The organism is Streptomyces yaizuensis (assembly GCF_034961445.1).
GTDB classification, from domain to species: Bacteria; Actinomycetota; Actinomycetes; order Streptomycetales; family Streptomycetaceae; genus Streptomyces; species Streptomyces yaizuensis.
Map to the genome: position 1 here is coordinate 344,445 of NZ_BSBI01000003.1, position 20,446 is coordinate 364,890.

General features: G+C 71.0%; 16 protein-coding genes and 1 riboswitch. Of the genes, 12 read left to right on the top strand and 4 right to left on the bottom strand.

All coding sequences use genetic code 11. The features are described 5' to 3' along the window. The first annotated feature begins 162 nt into the window (after window positions 1-162). The 4 genes from SYYSPA8_RS09810 to def all read left to right on the top strand — a co-directional run bounded on the left by SYYSPA8_RS09810 (window position 163) and on the right by def (window position 5,046). Window positions 163-1,587, top strand: a complete 1,425-nt coding sequence (locus SYYSPA8_RS09810; protein ID WP_323446638.1) for an HD-GYP domain-containing protein — start codon at window positions 163-165, stop codon at window positions 1,585-1,587. Further along, window positions 1,584-3,032, top strand: a complete 1,449-nt coding sequence (locus SYYSPA8_RS09815; RefSeq protein WP_407705953.1) for an HD-GYP domain-containing protein — start codon at window positions 1,584-1,586, stop codon at window positions 3,030-3,032. The genes SYYSPA8_RS09810 and SYYSPA8_RS09815 overlap by 4 nt, the downstream gene beginning before the upstream one ends. Window positions 3,033-3,230: 198 nt before the next feature. After that, a complete protein-coding gene (locus tag SYYSPA8_RS09820; RefSeq protein ID WP_323446639.1) occupies window positions 3,231-4,235 on the top strand; it encodes a hypothetical protein in 1,005 nt (334 codons plus the stop codon). Between the two features lie 157 nt (window positions 4,236-4,392). Then, on the top strand, window positions 4,393-5,046 hold the full coding sequence (def, locus tag SYYSPA8_RS09825) for a peptide deformylase (protein ID WP_323446640.1): 654 nt from the start codon (window positions 4,393-4,395) through the stop codon (window positions 5,044-5,046). Between the two features lie 84 nt (window positions 5,047-5,130). On the opposite strand, the gene SYYSPA8_RS09830 is transcribed toward def, so the two are convergent. From SYYSPA8_RS09830 to SYYSPA8_RS09840, 3 genes are all read right to left on the bottom strand, one after another. Next, the gene (locus tag SYYSPA8_RS09830) at window positions 5,131-6,525 is read right to left on the bottom strand and encodes a hypothetical protein (protein WP_323446641.1); all 1,395 of its coding nucleotides are present in this window, start codon (window positions 6,523-6,525) and stop codon (window positions 5,131-5,133) included. Window positions 6,526-6,590: 65 nt separating this feature from the next. Further along, window positions 6,591-7,598, bottom strand: coding sequence for a ribonucleotide-diphosphate reductase subunit beta (locus tag SYYSPA8_RS09835; RefSeq protein WP_323446642.1), 1,008 nt, complete (start codon window positions 7,596-7,598; stop codon window positions 6,591-6,593). A 72-nt stretch (window positions 7,599-7,670) separates the two neighbouring features. Further along, the gene (locus SYYSPA8_RS09840; protein ID WP_407705954.1) at window positions 7,671-10,106 is read right to left on the bottom strand and encodes a ribonucleoside-diphosphate reductase subunit alpha; all 2,436 of its coding nucleotides are present in this window, start codon (window positions 10,104-10,106) and stop codon (window positions 7,671-7,673) included. Between the two features lie 143 nt (window positions 10,107-10,249). After that, window positions 10,250-10,373: riboswitch (cobalamin riboswitch) on the bottom strand. A gap of 214 nt (window positions 10,374-10,587) precedes the next feature. On the opposite strand from SYYSPA8_RS09840, the gene SYYSPA8_RS09845 reads away from it, so the two are divergent. Together SYYSPA8_RS09845 and SYYSPA8_RS09850 are read left to right on the top strand one after the other, a co-directional pair. Beyond that, entirely contained in the window at window positions 10,588-10,794 is a 207-nt protein-coding gene (locus tag SYYSPA8_RS09845; RefSeq protein WP_323446643.1) for a type II toxin-antitoxin system VapB family antitoxin, read from the top strand. Beyond that, a complete protein-coding gene (locus tag SYYSPA8_RS09850; protein ID WP_323446644.1) occupies window positions 10,785-11,204 on the top strand; it encodes a PIN domain nuclease in 420 nt (139 codons plus the stop codon). The genes SYYSPA8_RS09845 and SYYSPA8_RS09850 overlap by 10 nt, the downstream gene beginning before the upstream one ends. 70 nt (window positions 11,205-11,274) lie before the next feature. On the opposite strand, the gene SYYSPA8_RS09855 is transcribed toward SYYSPA8_RS09850, so the two are convergent. After that, the gene (locus SYYSPA8_RS09855) at window positions 11,275-12,039 is read right to left on the bottom strand and encodes a GntR family transcriptional regulator (RefSeq protein WP_323446916.1); all 765 of its coding nucleotides are present in this window, start codon (window positions 12,037-12,039) and stop codon (window positions 11,275-11,277) included. Window positions 12,040-12,348: 309 nt separating this feature from the next. Between SYYSPA8_RS09855 and SYYSPA8_RS09860 the strand changes: the two genes are divergently transcribed. The 6 genes from SYYSPA8_RS09860 to SYYSPA8_RS09885 all read left to right on the top strand — a co-directional run bounded on the left by SYYSPA8_RS09860 (window position 12,349) and on the right by SYYSPA8_RS09885 (window position 20,319). Beyond that, entirely contained in the window at window positions 12,349-13,647 is a 1,299-nt protein-coding gene (locus SYYSPA8_RS09860) for a sugar ABC transporter substrate-binding protein (protein ID WP_323446645.1), read from the top strand. 111 nt (window positions 13,648-13,758) lie between these two features. Further along, window positions 13,759-14,772 (top strand): carbohydrate ABC transporter permease, encoded by a 1,014-nt coding sequence (locus SYYSPA8_RS09865; protein ID WP_323446646.1) that lies wholly within the window; start codon window positions 13,759-13,761, stop codon window positions 14,770-14,772. A gap of 125 nt (window positions 14,773-14,897) precedes the next feature. Next, window positions 14,898-15,683, top strand: a complete 786-nt coding sequence (locus SYYSPA8_RS09870; RefSeq protein WP_323446917.1) for a carbohydrate ABC transporter permease — start codon at window positions 14,898-14,900, stop codon at window positions 15,681-15,683. 4 nt (window positions 15,684-15,687) lie between these two features. Then, a complete protein-coding gene (locus tag SYYSPA8_RS09875) occupies window positions 15,688-17,232 on the top strand; it encodes a glycoside hydrolase family 3 protein (protein ID WP_323446647.1) in 1,545 nt (514 codons plus the stop codon). 78 nt (window positions 17,233-17,310) lie between these two features. Beyond that, window positions 17,311-18,393, top strand: coding sequence for an SIS domain-containing protein (locus SYYSPA8_RS09880; protein WP_323446648.1), 1,083 nt, complete (start codon window positions 17,311-17,313; stop codon window positions 18,391-18,393). Between the two features lie 444 nt (window positions 18,394-18,837). Further along, a complete protein-coding gene (locus tag SYYSPA8_RS09885) occupies window positions 18,838-20,319 on the top strand; it encodes a histidine kinase N-terminal domain-containing protein (protein ID WP_323446918.1) in 1,482 nt (493 codons plus the stop codon). Window positions 20,320-20,446 lie beyond the last annotated feature (127 nt).

Below are 20,446 nucleotides of genomic sequence, written 5' to 3' on the forward strand. Positions count from 1 at the left end.
ACGGCTGTACGACTGTATGAGTCGGACCGGCCGCGGCTGACGCGACACCCCCTCTTCGTACGCAGCGGCTGTCACTCGTCTGTGCGAACAACGGCCGACGCAGCCGCACCTCCCTCCTCAACTCGCTAGCGTGACGCGCGAGATGTGAAGGGGGGCGGCGCCGTGAGGTCCGTACCGGCGACGGCACGCGCGTACATTCTCTGCGGGGCGCTCTGCGCGGTGGCGTGCGCACTGCCCGCGCTCTGGCAGCAGACCCCCGCCGGCTGGGGCGTGCCGGCCCTGCTCGCCGCGCTCTACGCGGGGTGCGAGCTGCCCTCCCGCTGCCGGCATCTGGGTCCCGCGATGCCGGTGAACGCCGGATCCTTCTTCCCCGTGCTGCTGGCGGCGGCCTTCCTGCTGCCCCCCGCCGCCGCCGCGCTCGTCGCCGTGCCCGGGGCCCTGCTCGGACAGGTCACCGGCAGCCCCGTCGCCGTCCGCAGGATCTGGCGGGCCGCCCAGCTCGCCCTGGCCACCTGGAGCGCCGCCGCCACCGATGCCCTCCTCGGCGGCGAGGCGGCACTCGGCGGCGGGAGCGGCACGGGTGGCGCCGACGGTGCCGGTGGGTCTGAGTTTCCCTACGCGCTGCTCCCCGCCGCCGCGGCCGCCGTCACCTTCTGCCTGGTCCTGACGATCCTCGAAGCGGGCATCCTCGCCACCGCCGAACGGCAGCCCGCCCGCACCGCCTGGCGCGGGCTGCTCCTGCGCTCCCTCGTCCCCCATCTGGTCCACGGCCTCGCCGGGCTGATGATGGCGGTGCTCTGGACCAGTCCGTACGGGCCCGTCTCCGCGCTCTTCGTCCTGCTGCCGATGTACATCTCCTGCTGGCTCTTCGCCCAGTACCACCGCGAGCGCTTCGCCCACCAGGCCACCATCCGGGCCCTGGTGCAGGCCGTCGACCTCAAGGACCGCTACACCCGGGGCCACAGCGAGCGCGTCGGCCGCGCCTCCGTCCTCATCGCCCGCGAACTGGACTGGGACGAACGCCGCACCGAGGTCATCCGCTTCGCCGGGATCCTCCACGACGTCGGCAAGCTGGGCGTCCCCACCCGGGTGCTGCGCAAGGACGGGCCGCTCACCCCCGACGAGCGCCGGGTGATCCAGCTCCACCCCGAGTACGGCCACGAGATCGTGCGCGGCATCGGCTTCCTCGACGAGGCCAGGGCCGCGATCCTGCACCACCACGAACGCATGGACGGCACCGGCTACCCCTGCGGCCTCGCCGGGCCGCGCATCCCCGCCTTCGCCCGGGTGGTCGCCGTGGCCGACGCCTTCGACGCGATGACCTCCACCCGCTCCTACTCCCGGGCCCGGCCGGTGTCCGTCGCCCTGGACGAGCTGCGGCGCTGCGCGGGCACCCAGTTCGACCCCGAGATGGTCGCCGCACTCGTCCGGGCCCTGGAGCGGCACGGCTGGGAGACCGAGGTCACCGCCGGTGACGACGCCGACGGCACCGACGCCCCCGCCGGGGGCACGGGCGCCCGGGGCGCCATCCCCTCCCAGCCGGTACGGCTCGCGGGCCGCACCCCCACCCGGGGCGGCACCGCGTGACCCGCGCCGCCCCGGGCGGGGGCCGCCACCGGGCCCGCCACCGCCGCCCCCGCCCCGGACCCGCCGTCGTCCTCCTCGTCCACATCTCCACCGCGCTCCTGGTCGCCACCGCCGTCGTGCTCACCGTGCGTGACGGCTTCCACGAACCCGGCAAGGCCCTCGCCTTCGCCACCCTGATCGTCGTCGGCGAGCTGACGCGCTGCGCCGCCGCCCCCGGCGGGCACGAGACCGCCCCGCTCGGCGCCGCCGGTGCCCTCGCCTACGCCCTCCTCGGCGAATGCGGCGGCACCCCCACCGGACACGGCGTCCTCCAGGTCACCGCCGTCGTCGCCGCCGGGGCGCTCGCCGGTGCCGTGCCCCGGCTGCTCGGCCCGCCCGCCGAGGCCGGCCCCGCCCTCGACCACGCCGTCCGGCGCGTCCTGTGCGGCACCTTCGCCGCCGTCTGCTTCCAGCCGATCTACAACTCCGGCGAGCTGGTCCCCTGGGCGCGCGGAGCCTCGTACGCCCTGTTCCTGCTGGTCCTCACCGTCCTGACGGCCCTGTACGGCGCCCTCCTCGCCGCCTTCCTGCTCCGGGCCCGCACCGGATTCCCCTACGGGGCCCTGCTCCGGGACGAGCTGCGCGCCCTGCCCGGCATCGGCACCGCCGTCTGCGCCACCGGCGCCGTCATCGCGCTCGCCGTCGCCGTCGCCGGACTGTGGGCCCTGCCCGTCTTCTGCGTACCCCTGCTCCTCACCCAGCTCTCCTTCCGGCGGTACGAGGCCGTCCGCGCCGTCTACCGGCAGACCATCGCCTCCCTCTCCCGCTCCACCGAGATCGCCGGCTACACCCCGCCCGGCCACTCCCGCCGGGTCGCCGCGCTGAGCTGCGCCGTCGGCCGGGAGCTGAGGCTGACCGGCCAGGACCTGACCGTCCTGGAGTACGCGGCCCTCATGCACGACATCGGCCAGCTCTCCCTGGTCGACCCGGTGCCCGCCGGGGCCACCGCGCCGCTCCCGGCCGCCGAGCAGCGCAGGATCGCCCGGCTCGGCGGGGCCGTGGTCCGGCAGACCGGTGTCCCCGCCGAGGTCGCCGTGGTCGTGGAGCGGCAGGCGGACCCCTGCGGGGAGCAGCCGCTGCCCGCCCGGATCGTCCGCGCGGTCAACGCGTACGACGATCTGGCGGCGGACCCGGCGACCGGCCCGTCCGGGGCGCTGGAGCGGCTGCGCCACGGCAGCGGGCGGGAGTACCAGCGCGAGGTCGTGGAGGCGCTGGCCAGGGTGCTGGCCCGGGGCGGCCCCGGGGCGGAGGGGCCCTGGCAGGCCACGGCCGGCGGGGCGGCCCGCACATTTGGAACCCTGCGTTCCCTGGGGGCGGAGCGGGCGATGCCGCGCGACTACGGGGATCCGGCCGCCGGCCCGCGCCCCGGGCCGCCGAAGGGCCGCACCGGCGACACCCCCCGCTGACCCCCCTGACCCCCGCGTCCTGAGGTTCCGGCATGCGCTCCAGCGGGGTAACCCATGGGTAATGAGTCAGCCTCAAGGCGGGCATGGTTGGATGCGAAGAGAGGCATCGACCAGCGTCAAGCGGACACACGAACGAACGTCAGGAAGCACACCAACAGCGTCCGGGAACATCACCCGAACGACCGGCAGGCGGTTATCGTGAAGATCTTCGGGAAGGTACGGCACCGGCCGTCCGCCTCGTGGCGGCAGGCAACCGACCGCGCGTTCACGCTGATCGGCGACGGGCGTTACGAGGACGCGGGCGCGCTGCTGACCAGAGCGGCGGATCTGGAGCCCTGGCTCTCCGAGTCCTGGTTCAACCTCGCCCTGCTGCACAAATTCCGCCATGACTGGGAGCAGGCGCGCGCCGCCGGGCTGCGGGCCGTGGCCCTCCTCGACAGGAGCGGCGGCGCCCCGGACTGGTGGAACGTGGGCATCGCGGCCACCGCCCTCCAGGACTGGCCGCTCGCCCGCCGCGCCTGGCAGGCGTACGGGCTGAAGGTGCCCGGCGTCCCCACCCGCACCGGTGGCGTGGGCGCGGCCCCCGACGGCGCGCCGCTCGCCATGGACCTGGGCAGCGCCGCCGTCCGGCTCTCCCCGGAGGGCGAGGCCGAGGTGGTCTGGGGCCGCCGGCTCGACCCGGCCCGGATGGAAGTGCTCTCCATCCCGCTGCCGTCCTCCGGCCGCCGCTGGGGCGAGGTCGTCCTGCACGACGGCGTGCCCAACGGGGAGCGGACCACGACCGCCGGCCCCTCCTACCCCGTCTTCGACGAGATCGAACTCTGGGCGCCCTCACCCGTACCCACCTGGGTGGTGCTCCTGGAGGCCGCCACCGAGGCCGACCGGGACGCCCTGGAACGGCTGGCCTCCGACGCGGGCTGCGCCGCCGAGGACTGGTCCTCGTCGGTACGGCTGCTCTGCCGCTCCTGCTCGGAGAGCCGCATGCCGAGCGCGGAGGGCGAGGGCGAGCACCTGGATCCGCACGACCACAGCGAGCCGGGCCACCCCGGGCCGCTCGGGCACCGCACCTCCGGGGAGCAGTGGTCGGCGGAGCGCGAATGCGGGATAGCCGCCCCCGCCTCCCTGGTGCGCGGACTGCTCGACGGCTGGGTCGCCGACAGTCCGGACACACGGGAGTGGCGGGATCTCGAAGAGGTCTGCTGATCGCCGGTGGGCCCTCCCCGGGCTTCGGCTGACGTTTCCCCGAGGAGTGCCCGTAGGCTGTACGGGCGGCGGATGACCCGGCCGATGGCAGGACACGCAGGGTCACCGGCCGTGGACGTACCGACATACCGAGGACCGAGGAAGGCGTACGGCAGACATGGCGTCGCAGCAGGAGACTGACCAGCAGGTCACGGGGACCTTTGCCGTGGACGACGAGGGATTCGTCGTGGACACGGAGGACTGCGAGGCGCGTGAACTCGCCCACCGGGAGCGGGGCACCTCGCACCCCATCACGGTCGTGGGCAACCCGGTGCTGCACCAGGAGTGCCAGGACGTGACCGAGTTCGACGCCGGCCTCGCCCGGCTCGTCGACGACATGTTCGCGAGCCAGCACACGGCCGAGGGCGTCGGCCTCGCGGCCAACCAGATCGGCGTGGACCGCAAGGTCTTCGTCTACGACTGCCCCGACGACGACGGCGTCCGCCACACCGGCTACATCATCAACCCGGTCCTCGCCGAGCTGCCGCCCGAGCGCCGGGTCCTGGACAGCTCCAACGAGGGCTGCCTGTCGGTGCCGACCGCGTACGCGGAGCTGGCCCGCCCGGACTACGCCGAGGTCAGCGGGGTGGACCTGGACGGCAACCCGGTGAAGCTCCGGGGCACCGGCTACTTCGCCCGCTGCCTCCAGCACGAGACCGACCACCTCTACGGGCGGCTCTACATCGACCGGCTCTCCAAGCGGGACCGCAAGGACGCGCTGCGGCAGATGGCCGAGGGGACCCCGCGCTACGAGGTCGTCCCGAACGACTGAGACGACTGACACGACTGAGCCGATCCGCGAGGACGGTGGACCGAGGGCCCGGTGCGGCATCCGCACCGGGCCCTCGGCGTCCCGCTACCGCTGCTTCCAGTAGGGCGTCTCGCCCGCCCGTTCGCCGCGGAAGGCGCCCGCCAGACCCGCCGCCAGCGCCCCGATGGTCAGGAGGATGGACCAGAGGTTGGTCAGCGGCGTCAGCAGCACCGGCAGCAGCAGGCCGTACGCGAGGGCGAAGAACGCCAGCCGGCGCAGTTCCTGCCGGAGCACGAGCGGCCGGGGCAGCCAGTGGTGACGCAGGCCCGTCCGGGGGCCGGTCTCCACCGTGGCCTGCTTCTTCGTCCACAGAGCGGTCTCGCGGTCCACCGTCAGCCACAGCACCCGTCCGTCGTCGGTGACGAACGCCAGGTACTGGAAGCCGGGCCGCTCCTCCCACCGGGGGCTGCCGATCAGCCAGCCGTCCCGGTGGCCGGCCCAGGCGAAGACGAGCGGGTTCATCACCTGCGCGGTGTTGAGGAGCCGCCGCTCGCCGTCCTCGACGCGCATCCGTAGTCCGTGCCGGTACAGGGTCGTCTCCGCGCCGCCGCCCGACGGCCGGCCCCGGTACTCCTCGCGCAGGGTGCCGGTGATCCGGCCCCGGCGCGCGAACACCTTGCCCGCGCGGGCGTCGGACCGCAGCAGCCTGCGCTCCTTGTGCCACAGGAACGCCAGCACCACCAGGGCGACGGCGCCGGGGAACATCACGATGAAGAGGGTGGGCGAGCCGGCCCCGATGGGCAGGGACCAGCTCCACCAGGAGTCGTCCGCGTACGGGGTCAGGAACCGGTCCCGGGTGTCGACATAGCCGCCGACGGCAGGGTCCGACGGGGCGTAGAGCACCTCGACCCAGTCGCCCTTCTTCCCGTCGTCGTTCCACGGCACATGGGCGCGCGGGGCCTTCACCCGGATCTTCTCGCTGCCTGGCCCCGGCACCTCCAGGACCAGGTCGGCCCGGTCGAAGTCATGGTCCGGGTAGGGGGTGTACCCGCTGTCCCTGGCGTTGTCGATGGAGACGATCTGTCCCCATCGCACCTCGGCACCGGCCTTCTGGATCGCGGATATCCGGCGCAGGTCCCCGCCGTCCGGGCGGCTGGCCAGCTCGACGACGAGGACCGGCAGCAGGACGAGGGCCAGGACCACGGCGAAGGCCGCGCCGAGGAACGGCAGCCGCCGCAGCGGGATCCCGTTCGGCGGCGGCGGTGCGGAGGACGCGTCGGAGACCTTCTCCAGCGACGCGGCGACACCCGGGCCGGGGTGGGTCCGCGACCCGGCCCACGCCCAGCCGGCCATGAGGACGAGCGAAAGACCGCCGAGCACCACGACATCGATCCGGGGGTGCGCGATCCCCGGCCCGAACACGAACCGGAGCGCCGCGGCCGTCGCCGACAGCACCGCCCCCCACCACAGAAGCCTGGACCACCAGGCATGTCTCCCCATGAGGGAGGACGCTAGGGGGTTGAACGATCAACGTCCAGCGCCCAACGCCCTCCCCCGGGGCGGCTCTAGAAGTCGTCGTCGAAGCCGACCGAGCCCTCGACCGCGACCTGATAGGCCGACGGACGGCGCTCGAAGAAGTTCGTCAGCTCCTGGACGCCCTGGAGTTCCATGAAGGAGAACGGGTTCTCCGAGCCGTAGACCGGGGCGAAGCCCAGCCGGGTCAGCCGCTGGTCGGCCACGCACTGGAGGTACTCGCGCATGGACTCGGTGTTCATGCCCGGCAGACCGTCGCCGCACAGGTCCTGACCGAACTGGAGCTCCGCCTCGACGGCCTCCCGCAGCATGTCGGTGACCTGCTGCTGAAGGGCGTCGTCGAACAGCTCCGGCTCCTCCTTGCGGACCGTGTCCACGACCTCGAACGCGAAGTTCATGTGCATGGTCTCGTCCCGGAAGACCCAGTTGGTGCCGGTGGCCAGGCCGTGCAGCAGGCCGCGCGAGCGGAACCAGTACACGTAGGCGAAGGCCCCGTAGAAGAACAGCCCCTCGATACAGGCGGCGAAGCAGATCAGATTGAGCAGGAAACGGCGGCGGTCCGCCTGCGTCTCCAGCTGGTCCAGCTTCTCCACCGAGTCCATCCAGCGGAAGCAGAACTGCGCCTTCTCCCGGATGGAGGGGATGTTCTCGACGGCCGCGAAGGCGGCCGTACGGTCCTCCGGGTCGGGGAGGTAGGTGTCCAGCAGGGTCAGATAGAACTGGACGTGCACCGCCTCCTCGAAGAGCTGCCGGCTGAGGTACAGCCGGGCCTCCGGGGAGTTGATGTGCTTGTAGAGCGTCAGCACCAGGTTGTTCGCCACGATCGAGTCACCGGTCGCGAAGAACGCCACCAGCCGCCCGATCAGATGCTGCTCGCCGGGGGACAGCTTGGCGAGGTCGGCGACGTCGGAGTGGAGGTCGACCTCCTCGACGGTCCAGGTGTTCTTGATGGCGTCCCGGTAGCGCTCGTAGAAGTCGGGGTAGCGCATCGGGCGGAGCGTCAGCTCGAAGCCGGGGTCGAGAAGATTCTTTTCGGTCATAGCGAATCGGGCGCGGGGGGCGCCGTCCTCCAGAGAAAGGGGAGTGGGGGTGAGGGGCGGGCGGGGCACTGCCTACTGGCAGGCGTCGCAGGACTCGGGGTTCTCCAGCGAGCAGGCCACCGCGTCGGCCGCGTCTGCTGCGGCCTGCTGCACCGGTACCGGCGCGGCGGCGGAATTCGCGGCGGACGCGGCCCGCGCGATCCGGGTAGCGGGCCGCGAACGCAGGTAGTACGTCGTCTTCAGCCCCTGCTTCCAGGCGTACGCGTACATCGAGCTGAGCTTCCCGATGGTCGGCGTCTCCAGGAAGAGGTTCAGCGACTGGGACTGGTCGATGAACGGGGTGCGTGCCGCAGCCATGTCGATCAGGCCGCGCTGCGGGATCTCCCACGCCGTGCGGTACAGCTCGCGCACCTCGGCCGGGACCCAGGTGAAGCCCTGGATGGAGCCGTTGGCGTCGCGCAGCGCCTCCCGGGTCTGCGCGTCCCAGACGCCGAGTCGCTTCAACTCGGCCACCAGGTAGGAGTTGACCTGGAGGAACTCGCCGGACAGGGTCTCGCGCTTGAAGAGGTTGGAGACCTGCGGCTCGATGCACTCGTACACACCGGCGATCGAGGCGATCGTCGCGGTCGGGGCGATGGCGAGCAGCAGCGAGTTGCGCATGCCGGTGGCGGCGATCCGCTCGCGCAGCGCGGCCCAGCGCTCGGGCCAGTGCCGCTCGACGCCATAGTGGTCGGGGTGCAGCACTCCGCGCGCGGTCCGGGTCTTCTCCCAGGCCGGGAGCGGCCCGTTGCGCTCGGCGAGATCGGCGGACGCCTCGTACGCGGCCAGCATGATCCGCTCGGCGATCCGGGTGGACAGCTCCCGGGCGGCGGGGGCGTCGAAGGGCAGCCCCAGCTGGAAGAAGACGTCCTGGAGGCCCATGGCGCCGAGGCCGACGGGGCGCCACTTGGTGTTGGAGCGGCCGGCCTGCTCGGTCGGGTAGAAGTTGATGTCCACGACCCGGTCGAGGAAGGTCACGGCGGTGCGCACGGTGGCGTCCAGCCGCTCCCAGTCGATGTCGCCGCCGCTGACGAAGGCGCCGAGGTTGACCGAGCCGAGGTTGCAGACGGCGGTCTCGCCGTCGTCGGTGACCTCCAGGATCTCGGTGCAGAGATTCGAGGAGTGGACCGTGTGGCCGGGCAGGGCGGTCTGGTTGGCGGTGCGGTTGGACGCGTCCTTGAAGGTCATCCAGCCGTTGCCGGTCTGCGCCAGGGTGCGCATCATCCGGCCGTACAGCTCCCGCGCGGGCAGGGTCCGCCGGGCCAGGCCCGCCGCCTCGGCCTTGCGGTAGGCGGCGTCGAACTCGTCGCCCCAGAGGTCGACCAGCTCGGGCACGTCGGCGGGGGAGAAGAGGGACCACTCGGTGTCCGCGTCGACCCGGCGCATGAACTCGTCCGGGATCCAGTGCGCGAGGTTGAGGTTGTGGGTGCGCCGGGCGTCCTCGCCGGTGTTGTCGCGCAGCTCCAGGAACTCCTCGATGTCCGCGTGCCAGGTCTCCAGGTAGACGGCGGCGGCACCCTTGCGGCGGCCGCCCTGGTTCACGGCCGCGACCGAGGCGTCCAGCGTCTTGAGGAACGGCACGATGCCGTTGGAGTGGCCGTTCGTGCCACGGATCAGCGAGCCCCGGGAACGGATCCGGGAGTACGACAGGCCGATGCCGCCCGCGTGCTTGGAGAGCCGGGCGACCTGGTGGTAGCGGTCGTAGATGGAGTCCAGCTCGTCCTGCGGGGAGTCCAGCAGGTAGCAGGAGGACATCTGCGGGTGGCGGGTGCCCGAGTTGAAGAGCGTGGGCGAGGAGGGCAGGTAGTCCAGCCGGCTCATCAGCCCGTACAGCGCGGCGACCTCGTCCAGCGCCCGCGTGCTGTCGTCCTCGGCGAGGCCGCAGGCGACCCGGAGCATGAAGTGCTGCGGGGTCTCGACGACCTGCCGGGTGATCGGGTGGCGGAGCAGGTACCGGCTGTAGAGGGTGCGCAGCCCGAAGTAGCCGAAGCGGTCGTCGGCGGCCGGGTCGATCAGCGCGTCGAGCCGGGCGGAGTGCAGCGCGGTGAAGGCGGCGGTGCGGTCGGCGATCAGGCCCTCGGCGTGGCCGACGGCGACCGACGCGGAGAAGGAGACGGCGCCCTGGCCGGCCGCCTCGTCCGCGATGGTGCGGGTCAGCAGGCGGGCGGCGAGCCGGGAGTAGGCGGGGTCCTCGGAGATCAGGCCCGCCGCCGCGTCCGTGGCCAGCGCGCGCAGCCCGGCCGCGTCCGAGCCGGGGTGCCGGCCGCGCAGGGCGGCGGCGGCGACCTTGCCCGGGTCGGTGTCCGGCAGATCGGCGGTGAGGTCGGTGAGGGTCCGCAGCAGTGCGGTCCCGGGCTCCTCGCCCTGTCCGGGGACGGGCGCGGTGCCCCGTCCGGCGGCCTGGGGGACGGTGGTCCCCGGGGTCTGCTCGGTCGTACCGGAGGCCGGATCGGCTGGCGCGATGGTCACGTGGTGCTCTCCCTCGCTCGGCTCACGGACCGGCGGGGGAGCGGGCAGGCCGCAGGGCACGCGTACCCGACTGCGGGCAGCGCTCCTGACGGCGTCCCCGGCCCTAACCGCGAGGCCCGGACGTCTGGGCACCCGGGTCGGTCGAACCGGGCGCACTGTCGGCAGACGTCCGGACTCGCGGGTACGACAAAGGCACCACGGCACACCGTTGCGGGACAGTTCCGGATTCACACCGGATTCCTCTGCGGCGACAGCGAGATGAGCATACATGTGGGGGCGATGGGTGGTGATGCCCCCCAGATGTTGTGTCGCGGGGGTGGTGACGAGGGAGCTGTGCGTAAGCGTGCCGATGGCCGCGCGGCCGTGTTCCGGGCGCCCCGGCGGGCGGCCTATGGGGCGAATCGGCGCAGAGGTGTATCCTGAAATCCGTAGTCAATGTATGCATCCGGGCTTTATTCGCATACATGATCGGGAGGCTGTTGTGACCACGACCCAGATCGACCTGGATGACGAGCTGCTGGCACAGGCGGCGGACATACTGGGCACGGCGACCAAGAAGGCGACGGTCAACGAGGCCCTGCGGCGGCTGGTGGCCCTGGAGACGCAGCTGCGTCATCTGGACGAGCTGGCGTCGGGCGCGTACCCGGATCTGGCCGACCCCGAGGTCATGGCGTCGGCATGGCAGTAGCGCGCTATCTGGTCGACAAGAGTGTGTGGGCGCGCGCGGGAAAGCCGGGCGTACGGGCCGCGCTGGAGCCCAGGCTGCTGCGCGGGCTGGTGGGCACGTCCGGCATCGTCGATCTCGAAATGCTCTACAGCGCCCGGAACGGGGACGAGTACCGGCGGATGCTGAGCCGCCGCCGGGCCTTCGAATGGTTTCCGACGACCGACGAGATCGTCACCCGGGCCATCGAGGTCCAGGGCATCTGCGCGGACAAGGGCCACCACCGGGCGCTGTCCATCCCGGACCTGCTGGTCGCCGCCACGGCCGAGCGCCACGGGCTCACCGTGCTGCACTACGACGGTGACTTCGACCTGATCGCCGAGGCGACGGGGCAGCCCGCCGAGTGGGTCGTCCCCCGGGGCACGGCCGACTAGAAGTGGTGTGCCCGGGGCCTGTTGGCGGTCGCGGGGGCGGGGCGGCCGTGCGGAACGCCCCGCGCCCCGGTCAGCGGGCCGGCCGCTGGAGGCGGGCGACGAACTTGTAGCGGTCGCCCCGGTAGACCGAGCGCACCCACTCCACCGGCTCGCCCCGCCCGTCCAGCGAGTGGCGGGAGAGCATCAGCATCGGCAGCCCCACATCGGTCCCGAGCAGCCCCGCCTCGCGCGGGGTCGCCAGCGAGGTCTCGATGGTCTCCTCGGCCTCCGCGAGATGGACGTCGTAGACCTCCGCCAGCGCGGTGTACAGCGAGGTGTACTTGACGAGGCTGCGCCGGAGCGCGGGGAAGCGCTTGGCCGAAAGGTGGGTGGTCTCGATCGCCATCGGCTCGCCGCTCGCGAGCCGCAGCCGCTCGATCCGCAGCACGCGGCCGCCGGTGGTGATGTCCAGCAGCCCGGCCAGGGTGTCATCGGCGGTCACATAGCCGATGTCCAGCAGCTGGGAGGTGGGTTCCAGACCCTGGGCCCGCATGTCCTCGGTGTACGAGGTCAGTTGGAGTGCCTGGGAGACCTTCGGCTTGGCCACGAAGGTGCCCTTGCCCTGGATGCGTTCGAGCCGTCCCTCGACCACCAGCTCCTGAAGTGCCTGGCGTACGGTGGTCCGTGAGGTGTCGAATTCGGACGCGAGTGTGCGTTCGGGGGGCACGGGCGTCCCCGGGGGCATAGTCTCTGTCATGTCCAGAAGGTGGCGCTTGAGCCGGTAGTACTTGGGTACGCGCGCGGTACGGGTCGAAGGCCCGCCCTCGCTCTCCGTCCCCACCCCGTCCGTGGTCATGCCCAGCCTTCCCGACTCCTGCGCTGCTGCCGTCACCGGCTCCTCCGTCTGTAGCGGCTCACATGGTGGCACGGTCCGGTCACGGGACGTCGCCCTCCCTCAGGTGTCGGTCCTATAACGGACGCGACTGCCCTTCTTATACACCCTTGACACCCCAAAAGGTCTAGGCCAAGCTCCCGGGTACTGGTCTAAACCATTAAAGACCAGGTCCCAGCCCCACGGGCAGACCTGAAGCGCTGTCACTGTGCACTGCGTGTTGTGCGACTCCCGGGCGGTGGGGGGAACTCTTGCATCCCTGAGGAGGGTGGCGTGAAGCGCAAGCTCATTGCTGCAGTCGGTGTAGCGGCCATGATGGTCTCGGTGGCGGCGTGTGGCTCCGACGACAAGGGCAACGACAACGCGGCCCCGAAGGACCGTACCGGTGAACTCACCGTCTGGCTGATGAACGACGCCCAGTCCACCTGGCCCGAGGTCGTCGCCGACGCCACCAAGCAGTTCAACGCGAAGTACCCCAAGGTCAAGGTCAACGTCCAGTACCAGCAGTGGGGCGACAAGACCAAGAAGCTCGACGCCGCCCTCTCCGGTGACAAGTTCCCCGACGTGGTCGAGCTGGGCAACACCGAGACGATGACGTACATCCTCGGTGGCGCCCTCGGCGAGATCGACCCGAAGAAGTACGCGAACTCGGACACCTGGATCAAGGGTCTGAAGGACACCTGCACCTTCGAGGGCAAGATGTTCTGTGTGCCCTACTACGCGGGTGCACGCGTCGCCGTCTACAACACCGACATGTTCAAGGCCGGCGCCAAGGTCGACAAGCTGCCCACCACCGAGGCCGAGCTGACCGCCGCCCTCGACAAGGTCGCGGCGAAGTACGGCAAGGACAAGGGCTACTCCTCCCTCTACCTGCCGGGCAAGTACTGGTACGCCGCCATGTCCTACGTGGCTGCCTACGGTGGCAAGATCGCCGAGGTCGACGGCGACGGCAAGTGGACCGCCTCGCTCTCCAGCCCGGAGGCCCAGAAGGGCATCCAGCACTACGTCGACCTGGTCAACAAGTACAACAAGGCCGACAAGACCAAGGACGAGCAGGACCACGCCAACGTCATGGCGAACGAGAAGGCCGCCGTGATCTACGGCAACGCCTGGGAGGCCGGCAGCGTCTTCGGCGGCGAGAACGGCAACCCGAAGCTGGAGGGCAAGATCCTCACGGCGGGTATGCCCGGCCCCGACGGCAAGCCGCTCCCGACCTTCATCGGCGGCTCGGACCTCGCCACCATCGCCAAGTCCAAGCAGCAGGACCTGGGCGAGGAGTGGATCTCGTTCTACACGAACGAGAAGTCGCAGGAGGGCCTGATGGCCCAGGACATCCTGCCGAACAACACCAAGCAGCTCCAGCCGCTGAAGACCAAGCCGGCGACCGCTCCGGCCGCCAACGCGGTCGAGACCTCCTGGTTCACCCCGATCGCCCCGGGCTGGGCCGCCATCGAGAAGTCCGAGGTCCTGGAGCTGATGCTCCTCGACATCATCAAGGGCACCTCGGTCGCCGACGCCACGAAGAAGGCCGACGCGGAGATCAACAAGCTGATCAACAACGAAGGCGCCTGACCTTTCCGGTCACCAGCCTCTGATCTCCCCGGGGGGTGACGGTCCCGCGCGATGGCGCCGGGGCCGTCACCCCCGCCTCAGGTGAAAAGTCCGAACGGAAGGCCACGCACCATGAGTGCCGCCGAGCTCAAGACCCCCGGGGGACCGGACCCCCAAGCCGCCACGGAGGCGGCCGACAAGCGGCCCGCCGAAGTCCACGAACCCAAGACGTCCGGGGGAGGTGGCCAGCGGAGACGCAAGGGGGCGTTGCTGCCCTATCTCCTGATCGCACCGGCCTTCATCGCCATCGCGGCGGTGTTCGTCTGGCCGCTGATCAGAACCGTGATCATGTCCTTCCAGGACGTGGGCCGCAAGGAACTCTGGCTCGGCACCGACCCGGAGTGGGTGGGCTTCCAGCAGTTCGAGGACATCCTCACCGACGGCGAGTTCTGGGATTCGGTCACGCTGACCGTTATCTTCATGATTGCTTGTGTGGTCACCACACTCGTCATCGGTCTGGGCGTCGCGCTGATGATGCAGCGCATGTCCGACTGGGCGCGGCTGATGCTGACCGGCGCCCTGATCGCCGCGTGGTCCATCCCGCTGCTCGTCGCGTCCTCGATCTTCCGCTGGCTGGCGGACTCGGACTACGGCGTCATCAACATGGTCCTGACCAAGTACCTGGGACTGGACTTCCAGGGCCACAACTGGTGGCTCGACTACAAGCAGGGCTTCGTCATCATCGGCGCGGTCGTCGTGTGGGGCGCCATCCCCTTCGTCGCGATCACTCTCTACGCCGCCCTCACCCAGGTCCCGAAGGAGCTGGAGGAGGCCGCCGCCATCGACGGCGTCAACGCCTTCGGCAACTTCCGCTATGTGACCTTCCCGGTGATCAAGCCCGTCTTCCAGATGGTCGCCACCCTCTCGGTGATCTGGGACTTCAACGTCCTCGGCCAGGTATGGCTGATGCGCGGAAGCAAGCCGGAACCCGAGTACGAGATCATCGGCCTCTACGCCTTCAACAAGGCATTCGAGAACAACTCCTTCAGCCAGGGCGCGGCCATCTCCCTGATCACCGTTCTGCTGCTGTCCGGTGTCGCCGTGTACTACCTGCGTCAGCTGCTCAAGATCGGAGAGGTCGATTGAGCACCACTGCCTCCGCGCCGAAGACCGAGACACCCGTGACCACCGTGAAGTCCGCGCCGGCCGTCAAGCTCAAGCGCTCGACGGACCGTAAGAAGAAGAGCCGCCACGTCTACAACACGCTGGGAATGCTGATCTTCGCGGTCATGGCCTTCCCGGTGTACTGGCTCGTCGTCAGCTCCCTGCGGCCCAACCGGGAGATCCGCAGCTGGGACCAGACCCTCTGGCCCTCCTCGCTGACCTTCGACAACTTCAAGCGTGCGGTGAAGTACGAGAACTTCGACACCGCCATCCAGGCCAGCCTCATCATCAGCATCACCGCCGTCGCCGGCGCCATGCTGCTGGCCACCATCGCCGCGTACGCCATCGGCCGCTTCAAGTTCTACGGCCGCCGTCCGCTGATGATCGTGCTCATCGTGGTGCAGCTGCTGCCGCCCACCGCGATGCTGATCCCCATCTATCTCCAGCTCAACGAGTTCGGCGCGCTGAACGAGTTCTGGGGAATCATCATCATCTACATGGTCTCCACGCTCCCCTTCGCCACCTGGATGATCCGCGGCTTCGTGATCAACATCCCGAAGGAGCTGGAGGAGTCCGCGATGGTGGACGGGTGCAGCCAGATGGGCGCCTTCTGGCGGATCGTCTTCCCGCTGCTCGCGCCCGGTCTCGCGGCCGCGTCGATCTTCTCGCTGATCAACGCCTGGAACGAGTACATGCTCGCGTACATCGTTCTCCAGGACAACGACAAGTACACGCTCAACATCTGGCTGGCGAACTTCACCACCTCCCGGGGCACCGACTACGGCGCGCTGATGGCCGCCTCCGTCATCGTCGCCATCCCGGTCGTCATCTTCTTCATGATCATTCAGAAGAAGATGGCCGCCGGCCTGACCTCCGGCGCTGTGAAGGGATAACGGCATGACGACTGTTGCACGCGGTACCTCCGACACTCTGACCCGCGACGCCCTGGCTGTGCTCCAGCCCGGCTTCGTCGGCACCACCGCTCCCGACTGGGTGCTCCGCCATGTCGCCGACGGCCTCGCCGCCGTCGGTCTCTTCGGCCGGAACATCCAGACCCCGGAGCAGGTCGCCGCGCTCACCGCGCAGCTGCGCGCCGAGCGGGACGACATCCTCGTCGCCATCGACGAGGAGAGCGGCGACGTGACCCGGCTGGAGGTCCGCGAGGGCTCCTCCTTCCCCGGCAACTACGCGCTCGGCACCGTCGACGACGTCGACCTCACCCGTGAGGTCGCCCGTGAGCTGGGCCGCCGGCTCGCGGAGTGCGGGGTCAACCTCAACTGGGCCCCGACCGCCGACGTCAACGCCAACCCGGACAACCCGGTCATCGGCGTCCGGTCCTTCGGCGACGACGCCCGCCTGGTCACCCGGCACACCCGGGCCTACGTCGAGGGCATGCAGGCCTCCGGCGTCGCCGCCTGCCTCAAGCACTTCCCGGGCCACGGCGACACCAACGTCGACTCGCACCACGCCATGCCGCGCATCGACGTCGGCATGGACACCCTGCGCGTCCGCGACCTGCCGCCCTTCCGGGACACCCTGGACGCGGGCCCCAAGGCCGTGATGAGCGCGCACATCCTGCTGCCCGCGCTCGACCCCGAGCGCCCGGCGACCATCAGCCCGCAGATCCTCACCGGCCTGCTCCGCCAGGAGCTGGGCTTCGACGGGCTGATCATCACCGACGGCATCGAGATGAAGGCCATCTCCGCGACCTACGGCATCGAGCGCGGCACCGTGCTCGCCATCGCCGCGGGTGCCGACGCCATCTGCGTCGGCGGCGGGCTCTGCGACGAGGGCACCGTCCTGCGACTGCGCGACGCCCTGGTCGCCGCCGTCCGCAACGGCGACCTGCCCGAGGAGCGGCTGGCGGACGCGGCGGCGCGGGTGCGCTCCCTCGCCGAGTGGACGCGCCGGTCCAGGACGTCCGCGCCGGAGCCGGGCGCGGCACAGCAGGAGGGGATCGCGTCCGGCCCCGGCGTCGGCCTCGTCGCCGCCCGCCGGGCCATCCGGGTCACCGCCGGAGAGCTGCCCTACGAGCCGGTCACCACCGCTCCGTACATCGCCTCCTTCGCCCCCGAGAACAACATCGCCGTCAGCAACGAGACCCCCTGGGGTGTCGGTGCCGAGCTGGCGAAGCTGCTGCCCGGGACCGAGTCCGACAGCTACGACGCCTCCGAGACGGACCCGTCCGAGCTGGTGGGCAAGGTGCTGGCACGCGCGGCAGACCGTAGGATCGTCGCAGTGGTCCGCGATGCCCACCGGCACGCCTGGATGACGGCCGCACTCGACGCGCTGGTCGAGGCCCGGCCCGACACCATCGTGGTCGAGATGGGCCTCAACCGCGCACAGCCCAAGGGCGCGCTGCACATCGCGACCCACGGCGCCGCCCGGGTCTGCGGTGCGGCCGCCGCCGAGGTCATCACCGGTCAGGGAGCCGGCGGCTGACCGACACGTACCGTACGACGCCGGGGCGGGGGGACACCTCCCGCCCCGGCGTCGTCACGAGCAGTGGGAGGCACCGTCATGTCCACCCCGTACTCGGCCGGCGCGAGCGAACGGCCCGGCCGGATCATGTCCGGCGAGATGGCGGAGCAGCCCGCGGTACTGCGGCGCATCCTGGACGAGGGTGCGCCGCTGATTCATGAGGTGGCGGCCCGGATCGCCGAGCGCGAGCCGCGGTTCGTCCTGCTGACCGCGCGCGGCACCTCCGACAACGCGGCCCTGTACGCGAAGTACCTGCTGGAGATCCAGCTGGGCCTGCCGTGCGGGCTGACCTCCATGTCCACCACCACCGCCTACGGGGCGCGGGCCCGCCTTAGGGACGTCCTCGTCGTCACCGTCAGCCAGTCGGGCGGCTCGCCCGACCTGGTCGCCTCCACCCGGGCGGCCCGGGAGGCGGGCGCCCTCACCCTCGCGGTCACCAACAACCCCGACTCGCCGCTGGCCGCCGTCTCCGAGTACCACATCGACATCCTGGCCGGCCCGGAGAAGGCCCTGCCGGCCACCAAGACCTACACCGCGTCCCTGCTCAGCCTCTATCTGCTGGTCGCCGGGGTGCGCGGGCGGGAAGGAGACGCGGCCGCCGGCGCCGCGGGTGCCCTGCCCGAGCTGGCGGAGGCGGTCCTCGCCCGGCAGGACGAGGTACGGCGGCTGGCGTCCCGCTACCGCTTCGCCGAGCGGATGGTGATCACCTCGCGCGGCTACGGCTATCCCACCGCGAAGGAGGCCGCGCTGAAGCTGATGGAGACCAGCTACATCCCGGCCCTGTCCTACTCGGGCGCCGACCTGCTGCACGGCCCGCTGGCGATGGTGGACAACATCTCCCCGGTGATCGCCGTGGTCACCGACGGCAGGGGCGGCGAGGCCCTGCAACCCGTGCTCGACCGGCTGCGGGGCCGGGGCGCCGATCTGGTGGTGGTCGGGCCGTCCGCGCAGGTGGCGGCGGCCTCGGCGGGGTTCGTCCTGCCCACGGCAGGGGTCCTGGAGGAGCTTCAGCCGATCCTGGAGATCCTGCCACTGCAACAGCTGGCGTACGAGGTCACGATCGCGCGGGGGCAGGACCCGGACGCGCCCAGGGCGCTGGCGAAGGTGACGGAGACCCACTGAACGCGCAGGCAAGGGGAGCAGGGCCCTGACATACCCGCGGGCCGCGGCGCCTGACGGGACCCTCAACCCGTCCGGCACCGCGGCCCGGAGTGCTCGGCCGACGCGGGTGTGCGGTCCCGCGCGGCCGTCAGGGAGGACCGGGCGCAGTCAGGGCAGAGAGCACCGGGACCTCGTTCCACTCTCCTGTGCGGTGGAGAGCGGAAGTTCAGCCTGCGTCTTCATTGTGGACTAGACCATTCGCGGATGTCCATGGATCGGCGGGGATTGCTTGGCGCACTCGAACGCCCCCCGGGTGCGCCCCGGCGGAGGTGGGGTCACCGGGCGCCCCCGGGTGGATTCCCGACCCCGGTCCCGGAGGAGTTCCCGCCCGGTGCCCCCACCCCCTGACACGGGCGCCCGCCGCACCCGGTTCACCCCGCGGGTACGCTCGCACACGTGCCCTCCATGAACGACCTCGTACGCCAGCACACCGCGCTGAGCGAATCCGACCTCGAATGGCTCCATCTCCTGGTCTCGGAGTGGCAGCTGCTCTCCGACCTCTCCTTCGCCGACCTGGTGCTGTGGGTCCCGACCCGGGACGGCACCCGCTATGTCTCCGTCGCCCAGATGCGGCCCAACACCGGCCCCACCTCCTACCAGGACGACATGGTCGGCCATCTCGTCCCGCGCGGCCGCCGCCCCCTGCTCGACGCCGCCCTGGACGAGGGCAGGATCGTGCGCGAGGGCGACCCGGAGTGGCGTGAGGAGGTCCCCGTACGCGTCGAGTCGATCCCGGTCCGCCGCGAGGGCCGGGTCCTCGGCGTGATCGCGCGCAACACCAATCTGCTGACCGTGCGGACCCCGTCCCGGCTGGAGCTGACCTATCTCCAGTCCGCGTCCGACCTCGCCCAGATGATCGCCGCCGGCTCCTTCCCCTTCCCGGGGCAGCAGGTCGACATGGACGCCTCGCCGCGCGTCGGCGACGGACTGATCCGCCTCGACGCCGACGGACTGGTCCAGTACGCCAGCCCCAACGCGCTCTCCGCCTACCACCGGCTCGGACTCGCCTCCGACCTGGTGGGACACCACCTGGGACAGGTCACCGCCGAGCTGGCGCCCTCCCGGGGCCCCGTCGACGAGGCCATGGTGAAGCTGGCCAGCGGCTACGCCCCCCGGGAGACCGAGGTCGAGGGCAACGGCGGCGTCATCCAGCTGCGCGCCATCCCGCTCAAGCCCAAGGGCACCCGCATCGGCTCCCTGGTCCTGCTGCGCGACGTGACGGAACTGCGCCGCCGGGAACGCGAGTTGATCACCAAGGACGCCACCATCCGGGAGATCCACCACCGGGTCAAGAACAACCTCCAGACGGTCGCCGCCCTGCTGCGGCTCCAGGCCCGCCGGATGGACTCCGAGGGCGGCCGCGAGGCCCTCAACGAGGCCGTCCGCCGGGTCGGGTCGATCGCCATCGTGCACGAGACCCTGTCGCAGAACCTGGACGAGCGGGTGGAGTTCGACGAGATCGCCGACCGGGTGATCGCCATGGTCGCCGAGATCTCGCCGGGCAAGGTCGAGTGCCGCCGCACCGGCAGGTTCGGGGTCCTCGACGCGGAGGTCGCCACCCCGCTCTCGATGGTCCTCACCGAGGTGCTCCAGAACGCGCTGGAGCACGCCTTCCCGGCGGGGGAGCGGGGCTCGGTCGAGGTGTCCGCCGTCCGGGGCGAGATCCGCGTCGACCGGAGCGCCGCACGACTGCTGATCACGGTCCAGGACGACGGCCGGGGACTGCCCGCGGGCTTTGACGCGCACCGGGACGGAAATCTCGGTCTGCAGATCGTACGAACCCTTGTGGAAGGGGAGTTGGGCGGAACGTTCGACATGCTCCCTGTGCCCGGCCCTGACACCGGTACCAGAGTTGTGCTCGATATCCCGGTAAGCGCCCAGAAGTAATTTCCGTACAGGTAAGGCGATTTACCGATACGGGAACAGCAGCGAGCCCCGGACCGAAGGGATTTCGGTCCGGGGCTCGAATGCTGTGGGTTACTGCTGCGCGCTGCGGCTCGGGGGGCGGTGAGTG